Below are 17401 nucleotides of genomic sequence, written 5' to 3'. Positions count from 1 at the left end.
TTAGCCCTCCACCACTTCGAGGCCCATCGAACGCGCGGAGCCTTCGATGATCTTCATTGCCTGGTCGATGTCGTTCGCGTTCAGGTCGACCATCTTGGCTTCGGCGATTTCCTTCACCTGGCTCTGCTTGATGGTTCCGGCCGAAACCTTGCCCGGCTCCTTCGAACCCGACTTCAGCTTGGCAGCCTTCTTGAGGTAGAAGGAAGCAGGCGGTGTCTTGGTGACGAAGGTGAACGAACGGTCGGCATAGACCGTGATTACGGTCGGGATCGGAGCGTTCTTTTCGAGGTCCTGCGTGGCAGCGTTGAACGCCTTGCAGAATTCCATGATGTTCACGCCGCGCTGACCCAGTGCCGGGCCGATCGGGGGTGACGGGTTTGCAGTGCCCGCGGGCACCTGCAGCTTGATATAGCCTTCAATCTTCTTGGCCATCACTGGCCTCCTTTCACACTGTCGGCCACGTTCTTGCGAAGGCGGCCTCATGTTAAGCGGTCGAGCGGTCCGCAAAGCAGACCTCCCGCGTGGGTATCCTAGCCATGGGCTTGGGAAGGCGCGCACATAGCGATTCTGCGCCCGATTGCAAGTGCGAAGCGCCCTGTTGGACGCCATTTGGACTTGTCCGTGGACTGCCCTACAGAGTGGAACATGTGGAACAGGGTCCTGGGCAAGAATTTCCCCGCACACATGGCGATCGCGCAGGTCAGACATAAGGCCGGGAATTAAGCGTAATTGCATGGCGGAAATCTATCCGCCGAGGGCAGTTGTAGGAAATCGTCATCTACAAGAACGGTAAATTCTTCCCTTTCGCGAACAGGAGGTTCTGTTAAGGACTCGAATATAGAATACGCCGGGACTTTTACTGAGGGGTGGTGGAAATGTTTCGTATTGCGATCGAAGTGAGGGATCTCATCTCGAGCAATGTATCAAGCGCGCTGGACAGGGCTTCCGATCCCGCCAAGCTGCTGCTGCGTCTCCAGCGCGAAATCGAGGAAGCGCTTGTCGGTCTGACGGGTGAGATGAGCAAGGCGCGCCGCTACACCATGCGCCTTGCTGCGCGGCTCGAAGATACGCGCGGCCAGATCGACGAATGGCAGGACAAGGCGAAGTCGGCGATGAACAAGGGCCGCGAAGACCTGGCTCGCCAGGCACTGATCGCACGCGAGGATACCCGGCTCGCCGCCAGCAAGATCGAGGAAGAAATCGCTGCCGTCGAGGCCAGCCTCATCGACATGCAGGAAGTCGAAATCCAGCTGGAAGCCAAGCGGGACGATGTCCGTATGCGGCTGGCCGATCAGCTGGCAGCGGACCGCCTTGCGCCCGTCGCCAGCCGGTCCGACAGCGGCGATAGAACCGTGGATCGCCGGCTTGGACAGATCGAGGCGCTTGAAAAACGCACCGGCTATGCGCTCGACGGTTCGCAAGCCGCTGCCCGCAAGGCTGCGGTCAACCGCGAGCTTGACGACATGCGCCGCGAAAGCGCGGTCGACAGCGAACTGGCCGCCTTGCGCGCCGAATCCGGCACCTCCACCTGACATCCTTCACGGCCCCCGGCGGCTATGGGCTGGGGATTTACCCATGACCTCCCTTGATGCGACGCGCCGCGTGCTGGATGCATCCGGGACACCAGCAGGGGATGGGTAGGAATGACCGGCAACACAACCGATGAAAGCAGCCTGATCGAGGGCGCAACACTGCACGGCGCACAGCCGGTCGCGGTTCCCGGCACCCTTGTCTGGGGGCGGTTCACGCTCCAGTTCATGACCGTCACGCTCCTGTTCTTTATAGCGTCGGTCCCGGCCGTGGTGATGTTCGGCATGACGTCCGAAGGCCTGATCGGATCGGTCGCCGGCAGCATGGCTGCCGCGCTCCTGCTGTGCTGGTTCTGGCTCAGCCGGGATGGCCATCTGGCCGCTGCATGGAATCTTCGCGCACCTACGAGCTGGGGCAATACCTTAGCCCTCGCCTCGCTCGGCACGGTACTGATCATCGCGTGGTTCCAGTTCGGATCATGGCTGGTCAGCCAGCTGGGCATCGACACCCCCAACGTCGTGGCGATAATGGATTTCGTCACCGAAAGCCCGATCAGCTTTGCCATGTGGATCGTCTTCGTCGCGTGGTTCGCCGCAGGTTTCGGGGAAGAACTGCTCTATCGCGGCTTCCTGATGGACCGGCTGCAACGCCTGCGCGGCATTGGCGACAAGATGTGGCTCGTGATTCTGATCCAGGCCGTGCTGTTCAGCTTCCCGCATCTCTACCAAGGGTTAGGCGGCGTCATCATCACCGGGGTGGTCGGCGCAGGGCTCGGCTATCTCCGTGTGCGATGCGGCGGCAATCTGTGGGCCTGCATCCTCGCGCACGCCGCGGTCGACACCATCATGATGAGCCTGGCCTATGCCAACAGCCTGGGCATGCTAGGCACCAGCTGAAGCCTGAAGCAGACGCGAAAAGGGGCGCCACTCGTCATGCGAGCAGCGCCCCTTTTTCCGAATCGCGTCGGTCGCGTGGTTACTTGACCAGTTCGACCTGTTCGAATTCCAGCTCGACCGGCGTTGCGCGGCCGAAGATCGAGACCGAAACCTTGACCTTCTGCTTGTCGAAATCGAGTTCCTCGACGAGGCCGTTGAAGCTGGCGAAGGGGCCGTCGAGCACCTTGACCTGGTCGCCGATTTCGTAATCGACGCTGACCTGCTTCTTGGGGGCCGACTTGGCTTCTTCGACACCGCCGAAATAGCGCGCGGCCTCCTTCTCGGAGATCGCCTGCGGCTTGTTGTTGTTGCCGAGGAAACCGGTGACCTTCGGCGTGTTCTTCACGAGGTGATACACGTCGTCGGTCATGTTCAGCTTGGCCAGCACGTAACCCGGCATGAACTTGCGTTCGACCTGGACCTTCTTGCCGCGCTTCACTTCGGTGACGGTTTCGGTCGGGACTTCGACTTCTTCGACGCCTTCGGACAGGCCAAGACGCTCTGCCTCGGCGATGATCGAATCGCGAACCTTGTTCTCGAAGCCGGAGTAGGCGTGGATGATGTACCAGCGTGCCATGATGTAATCTTTATCCTGTCGGAGGGTCTTGTCGGGCCGTTGGCCTGTCAGGCGAGGGTCATGAGCCAGCGCACAACTGCGCCGAACACCGAATCCACGCCGAGGAAGAAGAGCGAGAGGATCACCATCATGATGAAGACGAAGATCGAAATACGGATCGTCTCCTCGCGCGTCGGCCAAACGACCTTGCGGCCTTCGGTCTGCACCTGCCGGATAAATTCGGCGGGGGAGGTCTTGTTTCCTTTGTCGGCCATGGCCTGTCACTCTCGCACTTGAACTGCTCGTACCTTCCGGGATGGGGGTTTCGCCGCCCCGGTTCAAGTCCGGGAGGGGCTGTATCCATCATCAATGTCGGAAGACGAGAAGCCATGTAGGCTCCACCCGCGCAAAACGCAAGCGGGGGAGAGGCGCGCATTTGCGTCTTTCCAAGGCGACCAACCATCTCTAGCGTGCCCCACTTGATTTCAAGGGACGCGAGAGGGGTTTCCTAACCATGGCAACAAGCCAGGCACCAAGTCTTGGCGATCGGCTGGTCGAGCCGGTCACCAATGTATCCGATTTCATCTGGGTAGGTACGTGGAACGGGGCGGAAGTCCTGCCCTTCCCGCCGATGACCATCATCCTTCTGGGCATGGGCCTGTGGGTTATGATCGGGCTGCGGTTCTATCCGATCATCAAGCTGGGCAGCGCCTTCAAGGGCCTGTTTGCCGGCCGCAAGAGCCAGGGCGAAGGCGAAATCTCGCCCTTCGCCGCGCTTTCGACCGCGCTTTCCGGGCAGGTCGGAACGGGTAACCTTGCAGGTGTGGCCACTGCCATCGCACTGGGGGGACCCGGGGCGATCTTCTGGATGTGGATCACCGCCCTGTTCGGCATGGCCCTGGCCTTTGCCGAAGGTTCGCTGGCGATCCGCTATCGCGAACGCACCAGCGACGGCGTGCTGCGCGGCGGTCCGATGACCTACATCATGATGGGTCTGGGCAAGAAATGGACCTGGCTCGCCGTGGTATTCTGCCTCGGCACGCTGTTCTCCGCCCTGGTCACCGGCAACTCGATCCAGGCGAACGCCGTGGCCGACGGCCTCAACGAACTCTTCGGTATCGAGGAATGGCTCGGCGGCCTGATCGTCGCCATACTGGTGTTCATCGTCATCATCGGCGGCATCAAGTCGATCGGCAACGTGGCCGAGAAGGTCGTGCCGTTCATGGCGGCGGCCTATATTTTCATGGCAGTGATCGCGCTGATCCTGAACTTCGGTGATCTGGGCGAGACTTTCGCCCTGATCTTCAACGGGGCCTTCAACCCGCAGGCGGCCAGCGGCGGTTTCGTCGGCGCGGCGATCATCATCGCCATCCGCGCCGGTGTCGCGCGCGGTCTGTTCTCCAACGAGGCAGGCCAGGGTTCGACCGCCATCGCGCACGCCGTGGCACAGACGAACGACCCCGAAACGCAGGGCCGCATGGCCATGCTCGGCACGTTCATCGACACGATTGTCATCTGCACCATGACCGCACTGGTCATCCTGACTGTCCGCGGCGACTTCACCGCTGGCGGAGAGGCGGTGCTCCATGCATGGCAATCCGACAAGGTCGGCTTCGAGATGACGAGCGGCGCCTTTGCCGCCGCCTTCCCGTTCACTCTCGCCGGCGTACCGATCGGCACGCTGGTGGCGTCGATCGCGCTGATCCTGTTCGTCTTCACAACGCTGCTGACGTGGTCCTATTACGGCGAGCGGGCGATCACCTTCCTCTACGACCGCATGAAGGGTTCCACCCGCTCGGGCGAGAAGAAGCTGCATATGGCGTGGCGCGTGCTGTGGTGCGTGGTCATCTTCCTCGGCGCGGCCCAGCCGTCCGAGCTGGTCTGGCGCCTCGGCGACATCTCCAACGCCGCAATGGCGCTCCCGAACCTGCTTGCCCTCGCGCTGCTCAGCGGCGTGGTGTTCAAGCTTGCCCGGGGCGAAAAGGATGCAGGCCCGACGCACACGGCCGACACGCCGGAAGAACCGGAAGAGTACTGAACCCTTCCTGCCTTCCACGGCACAAAAATCAGGGGCCGGGGGTCTTTCGACCTCCGGCCCCTTCCCTTTTACGGGTGTCCTTGAGACTGAACCGCTTAGCGAGCCCCGAACAGGCGGGCGAAGAAACCCGGCTGCTCCATCGGGAGGATCTTGCCGTGGTGCTTATAGCGCAGGGACGCGTCGCTATAGGCCTTGGGCTTAACCCACCCATCGGGGCGGCTGCTATGGAAGGACAAGCTCGACATGGGTTACCTCCATGAAATACTTTCCCACCGTCCTGCCGCGTAAAACCCCCTAGTCGGCTTTCGGGTTCCCGAAATTCGTCATGCAAGGAAGCGCATGTCCCGTTTCGGGAATCGCGCCCTTACCTGCCACCGCCAGCGATCCACGCGTCGATCTTGGCTTCGAGCACCTCGAGCGGAACATCGCCTGTGGCCAGGACTTGGTCGTGGAAGCGCCGGACGTCGAAACCGTCGCCCAGTGCCGCCTCGGCCTTGGCGCGCAGTTGCTTGATCTTGAGCTCACCCGTCTTGTACGCCAGCGCCTGCGCCGGCATCACGATGTAGCGCGCCGTTTCGCTTTCGGCGAAATCGCGGGCCTGGCCGTTTTCGACCATATATTCGATGGCGCGCTCGCGGCTCCAGCCCTTGGCGTGCATCCCGGTATCGACCACGAGCCGAACGGCGCGGAGCAACTCCCCGCCCTGCAATGCTTCGAGGCGATGCAGCGGATCGTCATAGAGGCCGAGCTCGTAGCCAAGGCTTTCGGCATAAAGCCCCCAGCCTTCGCTGAAAGCGGTAAAGCCGCCATAGCGCATGAAATCGGGCAGTTCCTCGTTCTCGAAGGCGAGCATCGTCTGGAAGTGATGTCCCGGGTTGCCTTCGTGCATATAGAGGTTGATCGACGTTCCGAGCTGGCGCTCGGCCACGTTGTACCCGCTGAAATAGAAAGTACCCGGACGCGTGCCGTCGGGCTTACCCGCCATATAGGAAGCGGCGAGATTGAAGGCCTCGCGATATTCCTCGTAAGGTTCGATCCTGAGCGGCGTCTTGGGCTGGTTGAGGAAGAGGCGATCCATCAGCGGATCGACATCCTTGGCGACTTCGTACCACGCCTCCTGCAAATCGGCCTTGCTGGTATAGGTCGGCGACTTCCGATCGCCCGCCTCGGCGCGTGCCTGCGCAATTGCGGCATTGATCCGTGCCACTTCCGACAAACCCGTCTGGTGGATTTCCTCTGCCGTCAGCGGCAGGGTCGTCATCTCGTGGATGCGGAAGCCGTAATAATCGTCACCACCCGGATTTGCAGTCGCCGCAATCGTTTTGCGCGCCACGGGCAGGTACTCGTCCGCGAGAAAATCGCGCATCCGCTTCATTGCCGGGAACAGCGTTCCCTGCACCGTTTCGCGATAGGCCTTGGTAAGCCCCCGCTTCTCTTCATCGGCAAAGGTGCTCGGGAAGGCGGCGAGCGGCGCGTAATAAGGATTGGCATCGTCGGGCGCGTTCAGCTGCGTGTCGAACTGCTTGAGCATGATTTCGACTGTCAGGCTGGGCACCGTAATGCCCTGCGCCGCGCCGGTCCGCATTCGCGCGATCATCTGGTCGATGATCTTTGCGGCGTCCCGGTGGCGCGACAGATTGTTCTCGTAATCCTTGACCGTATCGAACGGCATCAGCGCGCCCGGTGCGGAAAAGCGCGGGTAGAACACGTGCAACCCGCGGAAGTGATCGATCGGCGTCGCAAGGACCGTTGGCAACACGTCGGGGGCGGTCTCCGCGATCCGGCGTTCCATCGTGTACTCGAACGTGTCGTAGACGATCCGGTCGGTTTCGCTCAGCGCGGAGCGATCGATGAGGCGAAGGGCGGCTAGATCGGCCTGGGCCGCCGCGCGCTCCTTGGCGTAATAGGCAGGCGAGAAGTCACCCAGCCGGTCGGCATCGGAAAAATCGCTACGGAAAAAAGCCGAGACCGGGTTGCGATCGAGATAGGCGGCTTCGCTGCGGACCAGCAGTTCGTCCAGCGCCGCGGCAGCGACAGCTTGCGAAGCGCTTGCACCCACGGCCTGCGCGGCGCTTTCGATACCGTTGGTTGCGGCGGTGCAGGCGCCAAGGCCCGATGCCATCACCAGGGCCAGCGCGGTGCGCGTTGCAGTCATATTCATAATGCCTCTCCCATCTTCAAATTTACTTGCCGCCGCCTGCAATCCAGCGGTCGATCTTCGCCTCCAGCACTGGCAGAGGAAGGCCGCCGCTGTCGAGCACCTGTGCGTGGAATGTGCGGATGTCGAAATCTTCGCCGAGCGCGCTTTCGGCCTTGGCGCGCAATTCCTGTATCTTCAGCGCGCCGACCTTGTAGGCGAGTGCCTGGCTGGGAATGGCGATGTAACGTTCCACTTCGGCCACCACTTCGGTGCGCGTCATGCCGGAGTTTTCCAGCATGAATTCGATGGCCCGCTCGCGGCTCCAGCCCTTGGCGTGAAGACCGGTGTCCACCACCAGCCGCATGGCGCGCAGCTGTTCGTCCTGAAGCGTGCCGTACCGGTTCCACGGGTCGTCGAAGAAACCCATCTCGTAGCCGAGTGTCTCGGAGTAGAGTGCCCAGCCTTCCACATAGGCCGTCGTCCCGCCGAAGCGCATGAACGCTGGCAGCGCCTCGTTTTCCTGCGCCAGGCTGATCTGGAAATGATGCCCCGGGGCGCCTTCGTGCAAGTACAGCGTCATGTTACCGGTCGTCAGTCGGCTGGGCAGGTCATAGGCATTGAAATAGAATGTGCCCGGACGCGATCCGTCTGCGGCACCGCTCTGATAGGACCCGCCAGCCTCGAACTTCTCGCGATACTCCTCGTATGGCTTGATTTCGAGCGGGGTCTTGGGAGTGAGCGAGAAATACTCCGGGATCTTCGCGTCGACCTGCGCACCGATGTCGTAATAGGTCTGCGTCAACGCCTCGCGGCTTTCGGGTTGGAACTTGGGATCGGTGCGGACATAGTCGAAGAATTCGTTGAGCGTGCCTTCGAAGCCGACCTCCGCCTTTACCTTTTCCAGCTCGGTCTTGATCCGGGCGACTTCCGACAAGCCGAGATCGTGCAGGTCGTCGGGCTCCAGCGGCAGGGTCGTGGTGCTCTCGACCAGCTGGCGGTACAAGGCTTCGCCGCCCTTCATCTGCGACAGGCCCACGCTCTCGCGAGCGGCAGCGTAATACTCATCGCGCAGGAAATCGCGCAGGCGCTCGTGTGCGGCGTAAACCTGAGCAATGCTGCCGCGATACTCGGCTTCCAAACGTTTTTTGTCCGCCTGCGAGAAACCATCCGGGAAGTTGGTCACCGGCATCCAGAACGGCGATTCCTCGATATCGAGAGCAAGCTGCGTGTCGAGCTGGCTGATGACATTCCCGATGGTCAGCTGGGTTTCCAGAACCCCGCTGTCCATTCCTTCGCGGAAGCGCGCAATCATCCGGTCGGTCAGCGCCACATAGTCGGCATGGCGTTTGAGGTTATTCTCGTAATCCTCGACGGTATCGAACGGTGCCGCGCTCTCGCCGCTGGCGAAGCTGGGATAGAATGTGTGAAAACCGGTGAAATGGTTGACCGGACGCACTTCGGTCACGGCGAGGATTTCGGGGGTGAGCCCGGCCAGCGCCTCACGCTGGTTGTAAGCGAAGACATCATAAGCGATGCGATCGGTCTCGGAGAGCTTGCTCCGGTCGATTTCCGCCAGCTTTGCAAGGTTCAGCTGCGCATCGGCGCGCGAGGCATCGCTGAACTCGTCGGTGTAGTATTCGCCGATCCGGTCCGCATAGCGCAGATCGCCGCGAAACAGCGCGGACAGGGGATTGAGCGTCAGGTCGCGCTCGTCGGCATCTTCGAACAACGCGAACAGCAGGTCATGTTCGCTGGCCTCGTCGCTGGCGGTTGCCGCGGGCGCTTCCGCCATGGGCGGCACACTCGCACAGGCAGCAAGCGTGAGTGCGGACGCGCCGATAAGCGCAGTGCGAAAGAAATGCATGGCGAAAGGTCCCTGTCTGAATTTTGGCAGGGCCTATGCCCCGCCGCCCGCTTCGACAAGCGACAAACGGACCGGCGACAGAGGATGTTCGATCAGGGGCAAGCGCCGCGAGCGCTACGGCCTAGTCGATCACCCGCCCGCGAACCATGACCCAACCTGCATTTTCGAGCACGCTGACATCGTCGAGCGGATTGCCCTCCTATGCCGCGATGTGGCGGAAAAGCCCGCACAATTCGCCGCCGACAAGCCCCGGTTTGCCCTTCGCCGCGCTATCGCTATGTAGCCGGGCAGAAGATTCTTGCAGGAGAGAACATCTTGATTACCCTTCGTCGCCTTGCAGTCGCCACCGGCCTGCTTGCCACAGCTTCCATTTCCGCTCAGGCGCAGGCGCGCCCGATGACGCCCGAAGACGTCGCCGCGCTCGAAAGCGTCGGCACGGTCGCCGTTTCGCCCGATGGCAGCCGCATCGCCTACACCACCGCCAGCCTGCCCGACGTCACCGAAGGCGAGGAAAACGGTTCGACCACGCAGCAGCTGAACGTCGCCTACGGTCCTGCCAACGCGCGTGAATTTCTGCCCGAAGACATGAGCGTATCGGGCATCTCCTTTTCGCCCGACGGCCGCATGATCAGCTTCGTCTGGGCCGACGGAGACGATGACCGCGCGGTCTGGGGCATTCCAGTAGACGGCGGCGCGCATCGCAAACTCGCCGCGGTAAAGGACGCCAGCGTGCGCTCCTATGCCTGGGCTCCGGACGGCTCGGCGATCTGGATGCTGGCTTCCGCCGAAGACGACAAGGACCGCGAAAAGCAGTCCAAGGCCGGCTTCAACGCGATCGTCTATGAAGAAGAGGCCCGCCTCAACCGCCTGTTCGCAGCCAAGGTCGGCGGTGAAGTCGATGCAGAGCCGACCGAGCTGACCATCCCGGGCTATGTCAGCGGCTTCCACGTCGCGCCGAACGGCACGACCGGCGTCGTCGAAAGCGCGCCCACGCCGCAGATCGACGACGAATACACGTCCAAGCGTGCGCACATCATCGACCTTACCAGCGGCAAGGTCCTCAACGTGGTCGAAACGCCCGGCAAGCTCGGCGATATCGAGATTTCGCCCGACGGCACGCAGCTGTCCATGATCGCCGGTGTCGACATGAACGATCCCGCAGACACGACGCTGCACCTCGTCGACGTGGCAACCGGTAACTACCGCGCGCTCAACGCCGGCGCCGCAGAAGCAGCCGTCGACGCGGAATGGCTTCCCGACGGCCGCCTTGCCGCAGTCATCCACACAGGAGTTCAGTCGTCGCTGCGCGTCTACAATGCCGATGGTTCGGTCGAACACGAGCATGACGGCGGCGACCTCATCCTCAGCAGCGTCGAGGCAGGCGGCAATGTGGTTGCAGTCGAGGCAAGCAGCCCGAAGCACCCGACCGAGCTGTTCGTGTGGAAGGACGGCGCATTCCAGCGCTGGACGCAGCACAACAGCTGGCTGTCCGAAATCGATTTCGGCGAACAGCGCGCCTTCACCTTCACCGCGCGTGACGGCCAGCAGGTCGAAGGCGTCTTGATCGAACCGGTCGGCGGTACCCCTCGCGGTGGCGCTCCGCTGATCCTGAACGTCCACGGCGGCCCCGAAGCGCATGACAGCAATGGCTGGCAGACCGCCTATTCCAAGCCGGGCCAGGTCGCCGCAGGCCAGGGCTATGCGGTCTTCCTGCCCAACTATCGTGGGTCCACCGGTTACGGCACGGCTTTCTCCAAGCAGCACCAGGGCCGCTATACCGATCCCGAGTTCACCGATCTCGTCGATGCGAAGCGCGCGCTTGTCGAAGCAGGCGTTGCCGATGCCGACCGCGTCGGTGTGACCGGCGGTTCCTACGGCGGTTATGCGACCGCATGGACGTCGACCTACTTCAGCGACGAGTTCGTGGCTGGCGTGATGTTCGTCGGCATTTCGAACCAGATCTCGAAGTTCGGCACGACCGACATCCCGTACGAAATGTACAATGTGCACAGCCGCGCATGGCCGTGGGACGACTGGCAGAAGATGCTCGAAGTCTCGCCGATCTATCACGTCGACAAGGCCAATACGCCGCTGCTCATCATGCACGGCGCAGAAGACACGCGCGTCGCGCCCAGCCAGAGCTACGAGCTCTATCGCTCGATGAAGGTGCGCAAGCCCGACGTGCCCGTACGCCTCGTGCTCTATCCGGGTGAAGGCCATGGCAACCGCAAGGCAGCGGCACGCTACGACTACAATTTGCGCATGATGCGCTGGTTCGACACCTACCTGAAAACGGGCGACCGCGATGCGGCCTTGCCCGACAGCCGTCCCGAGCTTGCCGACGGCACTGTCGGCACCGCGTCGAAGGGCGACTGACCAAAAATAGGCGAAAGCCTTAACCCGATCGTGCTAATGGCCTGCCAATTCCAAGTTGCGGAGTTGGCAGGCCATGATCGGATTACTGAGCATCGTCATCGGGCTGGCCATGATTGCGGCCGGTCTCGGAATGTTTCCCGACCTCGAAGAAATCCCGACTTTCTTGGGCATTATCTTCGTCATCTTCGGGGCGATCCTGGTTTGGGCCGGCATCTACAACATCTGGCTGGGTATCCAGCGCAGGCGTGCCTATGCGGGCGGACGAGAGCGCAAGGGCACCGCGCGGCTGTTTCACACGCCGACAGGGGATGATGGCAGCATCTATGTGATGTTTGCGACCAGCTATGGCGAATGGCTGGTGAGTGTCAGCACTTCCGGCATCGAGCACCTGCTGGACGACCTCGGCGGAGAAGGCGTGCCGGCCAAAGCCTATATGGGCACAAACGACAAGCTCTACGGTCTCGACATAGGGGGAGTGCGGACGAAAGCGATCTCCGCAGGCGATCCCTTCGAAGGCAAGTTCCGTGACCGGATCGAGCGCGCGCAGGCATTGGCCGAGAAGCACTCGCGCCTCGCGACCAAGCGTAAACCCTAGAAGGTGTAACCCACCCCGAGCGCCACGAAGTACTGGTCGTTATCGCCGCGAATGCTCGTGAATGGCGTATCGGCAGCGTCGTTGACCAGCTTCGACCAGCCGCCGATCCCGATCACCGAGAGACCGCCATCGGTAACGTCGCCGCTGAGATCGTGCGCCACGAACAGGTTCACCCCATAGCTTTGCATCCCGCCCTCGGCCTGGAAGCCGGGCAGCAGGTCCGCATCGGGCAACAGCGGGTTAACCGTGGGCACCGAGTAGTAATAATCCGCGAAATCGTCGTCGATGAAGCTGGTGCTTAGCGTCAGCGAGGCGGCCGTCGCGCGGCTGAGCGGCGTGAAATAGGTAACCGAGGGACTGATCGTCATGCCTTCATGTGAGCCAGCGACATCCCATGTCGCATCCACGTTGACGCTCAGGCTATCAAACGGGTTGAGCACCTTGGGAAATGACACGCCGAAACTTCCGCCGATTTCTACCGCACGGTCGAGTTCGCCATAGGCTGCGACGATATCGTCGTTGATATCTTCTGCATCGACGCGGTCGCTACGCAGGCGGAACATGGGGCCGGCGGAGAAGTTGACCGTCGCATCGTCCCCGTCGGGAATGAGGTCGAGCGCAAGACCTGCCGGGCGCGGATTGATGTCTACGCCCCAGACCGAACCCTGCACGATCGGCAGGACATTGACGTTGTAATCGTCGCTGCCGGAATAGCTCGCATTATAGCCGACACCCACGCCCACGCTCAGGAAATCGCCGTCGAAAACGGTGGATGGCGGTCCGCTGCGCGCACCTTCGACCTCTGCATAGTCCTGTGCTGCCAGCGGAGCGGTTGCGCACAGGCCCAGACCGGCTGCGCCAAGGATTGCGACGTATTTCATTGGAATTTCCCTCGAATTGCCCTTGTCCGCCCAACGACCGTGACCCGCAGGCGTTCCACGAACAATTCCGTGTCGGGCGAAACCGATTGCCGCGCACGGCCACGGGACGTAAGCGGTGGTCCCCATGGGGCGCGAATACGATATTGCCATTGTCGGAGGCGGACTGGCCGGAGGCCTCACTGCGCTCGCCATCCACCGCGCGCACCCGGCCATGCGTATCGCGCTTGTCGAAGCGGGCGAGAGTTTCGGCGGCAATCATCGCTGGAGCTGGTTCGAACACGATCTCGGCCAACAGGCGACCGAACTTCTTTCCGGATTCAAGGCAACCGGCTGGACCGGGGGTAATGAAGTCCGCTTTCCCGCCCATAGGCGCCAGTTGGCCGCAAATTATCGCTCCCTCGACAGCCGCGATTTCGATGCGCACCTTCGCCGCCAATTGCCGCAGCACGCGATCCTCACCGGGACGCGCGCCACCGGCCTCGCCGCGGACCGGATCGAGATCGGCGGCAACCCCGATATCAAGGCGCGCGCCGTGATCGATTGCCGCGATGCCGTGCCGAGCGAGCATCTTGCCGGCGGCTGGCAGGTTTTCCTCGGCCAGCATCTTCGCACCGGAGCACCGCACGGGATCGAGCGCCCCGTCATCATGGATGCCACGGTGGACCAGCCGGGCGCCTATCGCTTCATCTACCTGCTTCCGCTGGGCGAGGACGAGATCTTCGTAGAGGACACTTATTATGCCGACAGTCCGGTTCTCGACCGGGAAATGCTGGCGCGGCGGATCGAGGATTATGCCAAGGCCAAGGGCTGGCGTGCAAATGTGATCCACGAGGAAACCGGCGTCCTGCCTGTCATCACTGGCGGCGATTTTGCCGCTTATCGCGCTTCACTCCAGCAGCCCGGCGTGGCGCTGTCGGGCGCTCGCGGGGGCTTCGTCCACCCACTGACCAGCTACACCATGCCGATCGCGGCCGCGAACGCGCTGGCCATCGCCGGGGCTGCACATTTGCCCGGCACGCAGCTGGCCGATTTCGTCGAGAAACACGCGCACGACCATTGGCGTGGGACACGCTTTTACCGGCTCCTGGGAAAAATGCTCTTCGATGCGGCCATTCCCGAGGAACGATACCGTGTGTTCGAGCGCTTCTATCGACTGCCGGAGCCTTTGATCGAGCGGTTCTATGCCGCACGCTCGACCCGCTTCGACAAGCTGCGCATCCTCTCGGGCAAACCGCCCGTTCCAATTTCCCGCGCGGTAACGGCCTTGCTTGGCAAGGGCGCGCCGCTCGTCCATGAGAACCATCGATGAACGCCGAGACGACACCTCCCGCCCCTTCCGACGCTACCGAGATACCGCACACGGGCCGCACCGCCTGCGTGATCGGTTCGGGTTTCGGCGGCCTCGCGCTCGCCATCCGCCTCCAATCCGCAGGTATCGCCACGACGATTATCGAAGCGCGCGACAAGCCGGGCGGGCGCGCATACTACTGGGAAAAGGACGGCTTCACCTTCGACGCTGGCCCGACCGTCATCACCGATCCAGACTGCCTGCGCGAATTATGGGCGCTGAGTGGTCACGACATGGCCGACGATATCGAGATCATGCCGGTCATGCCGTTCTACCGGCTCAACTGGCCCGATGGCACCAACTTCGATTATTCAAACGATGAAGAGCAATTGTTCGGCGAGATCGCGCAGCTCAACCCGGCAGACGTCGCCGGTTACCAGCGCTTCCTCGAATATTCGGCAGGCGTCTACGAGGAAGGCTACGTCAAGCTTGGGCACAAGCCCTTCCTCGACTTCAAGTCGATGCTCAAGGCGGCGCCCGCGCTGGCCAAGAAGCAGGCCTGGCGCAGCGTCTATTCCATGGTGTCGAGCTATGTCGAAAACGAGAAGCTGCGCGAGGCGCTGAGCTTCCATACCCTGCTCGTCGGCGGCAATCCGATGAAGACCAGTTCGATCTACGCGCTGATCCATAAGCTGGAAAAAGACGGCGGCGTGTGGTGGGCCAAGGGCGGGACCAACCGCCTGATCGCGGCTATGGTCACTCACTTCGAACGCATCGGCGGCACCGTCCGACTTCACGATCCCGTCGTCCAGGTGCACACGCTGGGCAACCGGGCGAGCGAGGTGGAAACCCATTCGGGCTGGAAGGAGCGCTTCGACGCAGTCGCCAGCAATGCCGACATCATGCACAGCTACAAGAATCTGCTCGGCGAAACCAAGCGCGGCAAGAGCTACGCCAAGTCGCTGTCGCGCAAGAGCTTTTCGCCGAGCCTGTTCGTGGTACATTTCGGTATCGAAGGCACTTGGCCGGGCATCCCCCATCACATGATCCTGTTCGGGCCGCGCTATAAGGGCCTGCTGGAAGACATTTACGATCACGGCGTCCTGCCGCAGGATTTCTCGATCTACCTCCACCACCCTAGCGTGACCGATCCCGGCATGGCGCCCGAAGGCATGAGCACCTTTTACGCGCTCGTCCCCGTCGCCCACATGGGCAAGCTGTCGGTCGACTGGGAAGAGATGGGCCCGATCCTGGAGAAGCGCATCCTCGACGAGGTAGAGCGCCGCCTGATCCCGGACCTCCATGGCCGGATCAAGACCAAGTTCCACTACGCGCCGCGCGATTTCGCGATGGACCTCAACGCCCACATGGGCAGCGCCTTCAGCCTCGAACCGGTGCTGACGCAGAGCGCATGGTTCCGCGGGCACAATCGCGACGATGTGATCGACAATTTCTACCTCGTGGGCGCAGGCACGCACCCGGGCGCAGGCATCCCCGGCGTCGTCGGCAGCGCCAAGGCGACCGCGGGGCTCATGGTTGAGGATTTGCTCGAGAAATGAAGAGACTAGCGGTTTATTGCGGTTCCGCTTCGCCTGAAGATCCGCGTTACATCCAGCTTGCCTATGATGTCGGCGCCGGCCTAGCGGAGCGTGGCATCGGGGTCGTCTATGGCGGCGGCAGGCTCGGCCTGATGGGTGCGACTGCGCGCGGCGCGCTCGATGCGGGCGGCGAGGTGATCGGCATCATTCCAGACGCGCTTGCGAACTCGGAAGTCGCGAACCACGATTGCACCGAACTGCACACCGTTGGCGGGATGCATGAACGCAAGCAGCGCTTCACCGACCTTAGCGACGGGTTCGTCACGATCCCTGGCGGCGTCGGCACCATGGACGAGCTGTGGGAAGCGATGAGCTGGGCGCAGCTCGGTTATCATTCCAATCCGGTCGGCCTGCTCAACGCATTCGGCTTTTACGACGAGCTAATCGCCTTCAACCGCAAGATGGCGGACGTCGGCTTCGTGCGGCCTGCGCACCAGGGCATCCTCGTGCACGACACCACGTTAAGCGGCCTGCTTCAGCAGATGGAAAGCTATTCGCCGCATACCCCGATCTTCAAAATGAAAGCGGAAGACCTCTGAGCGCACAGCGTCCCCTTACCACGAGCAATTTGCGCGTCACTCCTGCGCGTGCAGGTGGCGGGCGCGAGCGTGCCGCCTTGGTCGCCAAGTCGTATGAGGCGATTGCGGAAGGCTCGCACAGCTTTGCGGCCGCCTCGAAGCTGTTCGACCGCGGCACGCGCGAGCGCGCATGGCTGCTCTACGCCTGGTGCCGCCGGTGCGACGATATCGCCGACAACCAGGACAAGGGCGGGCCACTGGGCGACCAGGGCGACCTGAAAAGCGCGGAAGACCGGGTCCAGGCAATCCGCGTCCTGACGAAGCGCGCTCTGGACGAACAGCCGACTGCGGATTTCGCCTTCGACGCCTTTGGGCAAGTGGCCGACGAATGCGGGCTCGACTGGGAGATGGCGAACGACATGATCGGCGGCTTTGCCCTCGACGCTACCCGCTGGCAGCCGCGCACCGAAGCCGACATGATGCGCTACTGCTATCACGTTGCCGGATCGGTCGGGATCATGATGGCCGTCATCATGGGCGTATCCAAGGACGACGGCGAGACGCTGGATCGCGCCTGCGACCTCGGCCTTGCCTTCCAGATCGCCAACATCGCACGCGACATTACCGAAGACGCGGAGGCCGGACGATGTTACCTGCCCGCAACCTGGCTGGCCGAACTGGATTGGGAAGCGGGCCAGCATGCCCTTCCCGAAAACCGTTTCAAGCTTGCCAGCCTGATGCCCCGCCTCATCGCGTTGATGGAAAAACACGAGGCCGCATCGAAGCTCGGCGCGAAAAAGCTGCGTTTCCGTCAGCGCTGGGCCGTGCTTGCTGCCGCGAATATCTACGGCGCGATCGGGCGCAAGGTGCTGAACCGAGGCCAGCTGGCCTGGGACAAGCGCGTGCGCGTCGGCGGACTGGAGAAAAGCTGGCACGTCACAACCGCCTTCTTCGAAGCGCTGTGGAACGGGCCGAGCGGGCCGGAGGAACCGATCATCTGGTCGCGCCACGATTTCAGGCCCGTCGCCGGTTGGTAGCTTGAAGCCAGGCGCTTGATGGATCTGGCCGCTACGGCTAGCGCG

At 62.3% G+C, this 17401-nt stretch carries 16 protein-coding genes; 9 read left to right on the top strand and 7 right to left on the bottom strand.

Translation table 11 applies throughout. The features are described from left to right. Entirely contained in the window at positions 1–432 is a 432-nt protein-coding gene (rplK, locus tag CVE41_RS09920) for a 50S ribosomal protein L11 (protein WP_100260498.1), read from the bottom strand. Positions 433–875: 443 nt separating this feature from the next. Here rplK and CVE41_RS09915 point away from each other — a divergent pair, with 443 nt between their 5' ends. Both CVE41_RS09915 and CVE41_RS09910 read left to right on the top strand, forming a co-directional pair. Then, on the top strand, positions 876–1532 hold the full coding sequence (locus CVE41_RS09915; RefSeq protein ID WP_100260497.1) for a PspA/IM30 family protein: 657 nt from the start codon (positions 876–878) through the stop codon (positions 1530–1532). A gap of 111 nt (positions 1533–1643) precedes the next feature. Continuing rightward, on the top strand, positions 1644–2426 hold the full coding sequence (locus CVE41_RS09910) for a CPBP family intramembrane glutamic endopeptidase (RefSeq protein WP_100260496.1): 783 nt from the start codon (positions 1644–1646) through the stop codon (positions 2424–2426). A 79-nt stretch (positions 2427–2505) separates the two neighbouring features. Here the strand turns inward: CVE41_RS09910 and nusG are convergent, their stop codons facing one another. Next, positions 2506–3042 carry a transcription termination/antitermination protein NusG gene (gene nusG, locus CVE41_RS09905; RefSeq protein ID WP_100260495.1) on the bottom strand — a complete coding sequence of 179 codons (537 nt, stop codon included), beginning with the start codon at positions 3040–3042 and terminating at the stop codon, positions 2506–2508. A 47-nt stretch (positions 3043–3089) separates the two neighbouring features. Continuing rightward, the gene (gene secE, locus CVE41_RS09900; RefSeq protein WP_100260494.1) at positions 3090–3296 is read right to left on the bottom strand and encodes a preprotein translocase subunit SecE; all 207 of its coding nucleotides are present in this window, start codon (positions 3294–3296) and stop codon (positions 3090–3092) included. A 239-nt stretch (positions 3297–3535) separates the two neighbouring features. Between secE and CVE41_RS09895 the strand changes: the two genes are divergently transcribed. After that, positions 3536–5059 (top strand): alanine/glycine:cation symporter family protein, encoded by a 1524-nt coding sequence (locus tag CVE41_RS09895; protein ID WP_100260493.1) that lies wholly within the window; start codon positions 3536–3538, stop codon positions 5057–5059. A 95-nt stretch (positions 5060–5154) separates the two neighbouring features. On the opposite strand, the gene CVE41_RS14765 is transcribed toward CVE41_RS09895, so the two are convergent. The 3 genes from CVE41_RS14765 to CVE41_RS09885 form a co-directional block, all read right to left on the bottom strand. Continuing rightward, a complete protein-coding gene (locus CVE41_RS14765) occupies positions 5155–5304 on the bottom strand; it encodes a hypothetical protein (RefSeq protein ID WP_177201804.1) in 150 nt (49 codons plus the stop codon). A gap of 119 nt (positions 5305–5423) precedes the next feature. Further along, positions 5424–7220: a DUF885 domain-containing protein gene (locus CVE41_RS09890; RefSeq protein WP_100260492.1), complete on the bottom strand. Its 1797-nt coding sequence runs from the start codon at positions 7218–7220 to the stop codon at positions 5424–5426. A gap of 22 nt (positions 7221–7242) precedes the next feature. Further along, positions 7243–9063, bottom strand: a complete 1821-nt coding sequence (locus CVE41_RS09885) for a DUF885 domain-containing protein (RefSeq protein WP_100260491.1) — start codon at positions 9061–9063, stop codon at positions 7243–7245. A gap of 315 nt (positions 9064–9378) precedes the next feature. On the opposite strand from CVE41_RS09885, the gene CVE41_RS09880 reads away from it, so the two are divergent. Beyond that, a complete protein-coding gene (locus CVE41_RS09880; protein ID WP_232725639.1) occupies positions 9379–11439 on the top strand; it encodes a S9 family peptidase in 2061 nt (686 codons plus the stop codon). Between the two features lie 73 nt (positions 11440–11512). After that, positions 11513–12034, top strand: coding sequence for a hypothetical protein (locus CVE41_RS09875; RefSeq protein WP_100260490.1), 522 nt, complete (start codon positions 11513–11515; stop codon positions 12032–12034). Here CVE41_RS09875 and CVE41_RS09870 read toward each other — a convergent pair. Then, positions 12031–12915: a MipA/OmpV family protein gene (locus CVE41_RS09870; protein ID WP_100260489.1), complete on the bottom strand. Its 885-nt coding sequence runs from the start codon at positions 12913–12915 to the stop codon at positions 12031–12033. The two genes, CVE41_RS09875 and CVE41_RS09870, sit on opposite strands and share 4 nt — an antisense overlap. A 124-nt stretch (positions 12916–13039) precedes the next feature. Between CVE41_RS09870 and crtY the strand changes: the two genes are divergently transcribed. Genes crtY through CVE41_RS09850 form a run of 4 tightly spaced genes read left to right on the top strand, consistent with a single transcriptional unit; the run spans position 13040 to position 17356 of the window. Then, on the top strand, positions 13040–14224 hold the full coding sequence (gene crtY / locus CVE41_RS09865) for a lycopene beta-cyclase CrtY (RefSeq protein WP_100260488.1): 1185 nt from the start codon (positions 13040–13042) through the stop codon (positions 14222–14224). Next, on the top strand, positions 14221–15762 hold the full coding sequence (locus tag CVE41_RS09860) for a phytoene desaturase (RefSeq protein WP_100260487.1): 1542 nt from the start codon (positions 14221–14223) through the stop codon (positions 15760–15762). The genes crtY and CVE41_RS09860 overlap by 4 nt, the downstream gene beginning before the upstream one ends. Beyond that, positions 15759–16340: an LOG family protein gene (locus CVE41_RS09855; protein ID WP_100260486.1), complete on the top strand. Its 582-nt coding sequence runs from the start codon at positions 15759–15761 to the stop codon at positions 16338–16340. The genes CVE41_RS09860 and CVE41_RS09855 overlap by 4 nt, the downstream gene beginning before the upstream one ends. 29 nt (positions 16341–16369) lie before the next feature. Further along, complete coding sequence (locus CVE41_RS09850) at positions 16370–17356, top strand: phytoene/squalene synthase family protein (protein ID WP_232725638.1); 987 nt, start codon at positions 16370–16372, stop codon at positions 17354–17356. Positions 17357–17401: the final 45 nt, after the last annotated feature.

The sequence above is a fragment of the Qipengyuania seohaensis genome (assembly GCF_002795865.1).
Taxonomy (GTDB): Bacteria; Pseudomonadota; Alphaproteobacteria; order Sphingomonadales; family Sphingomonadaceae; genus Qipengyuania; species Qipengyuania seohaensis.
This window is presented reverse-complemented; position numbering and strand designations above follow the sequence as displayed.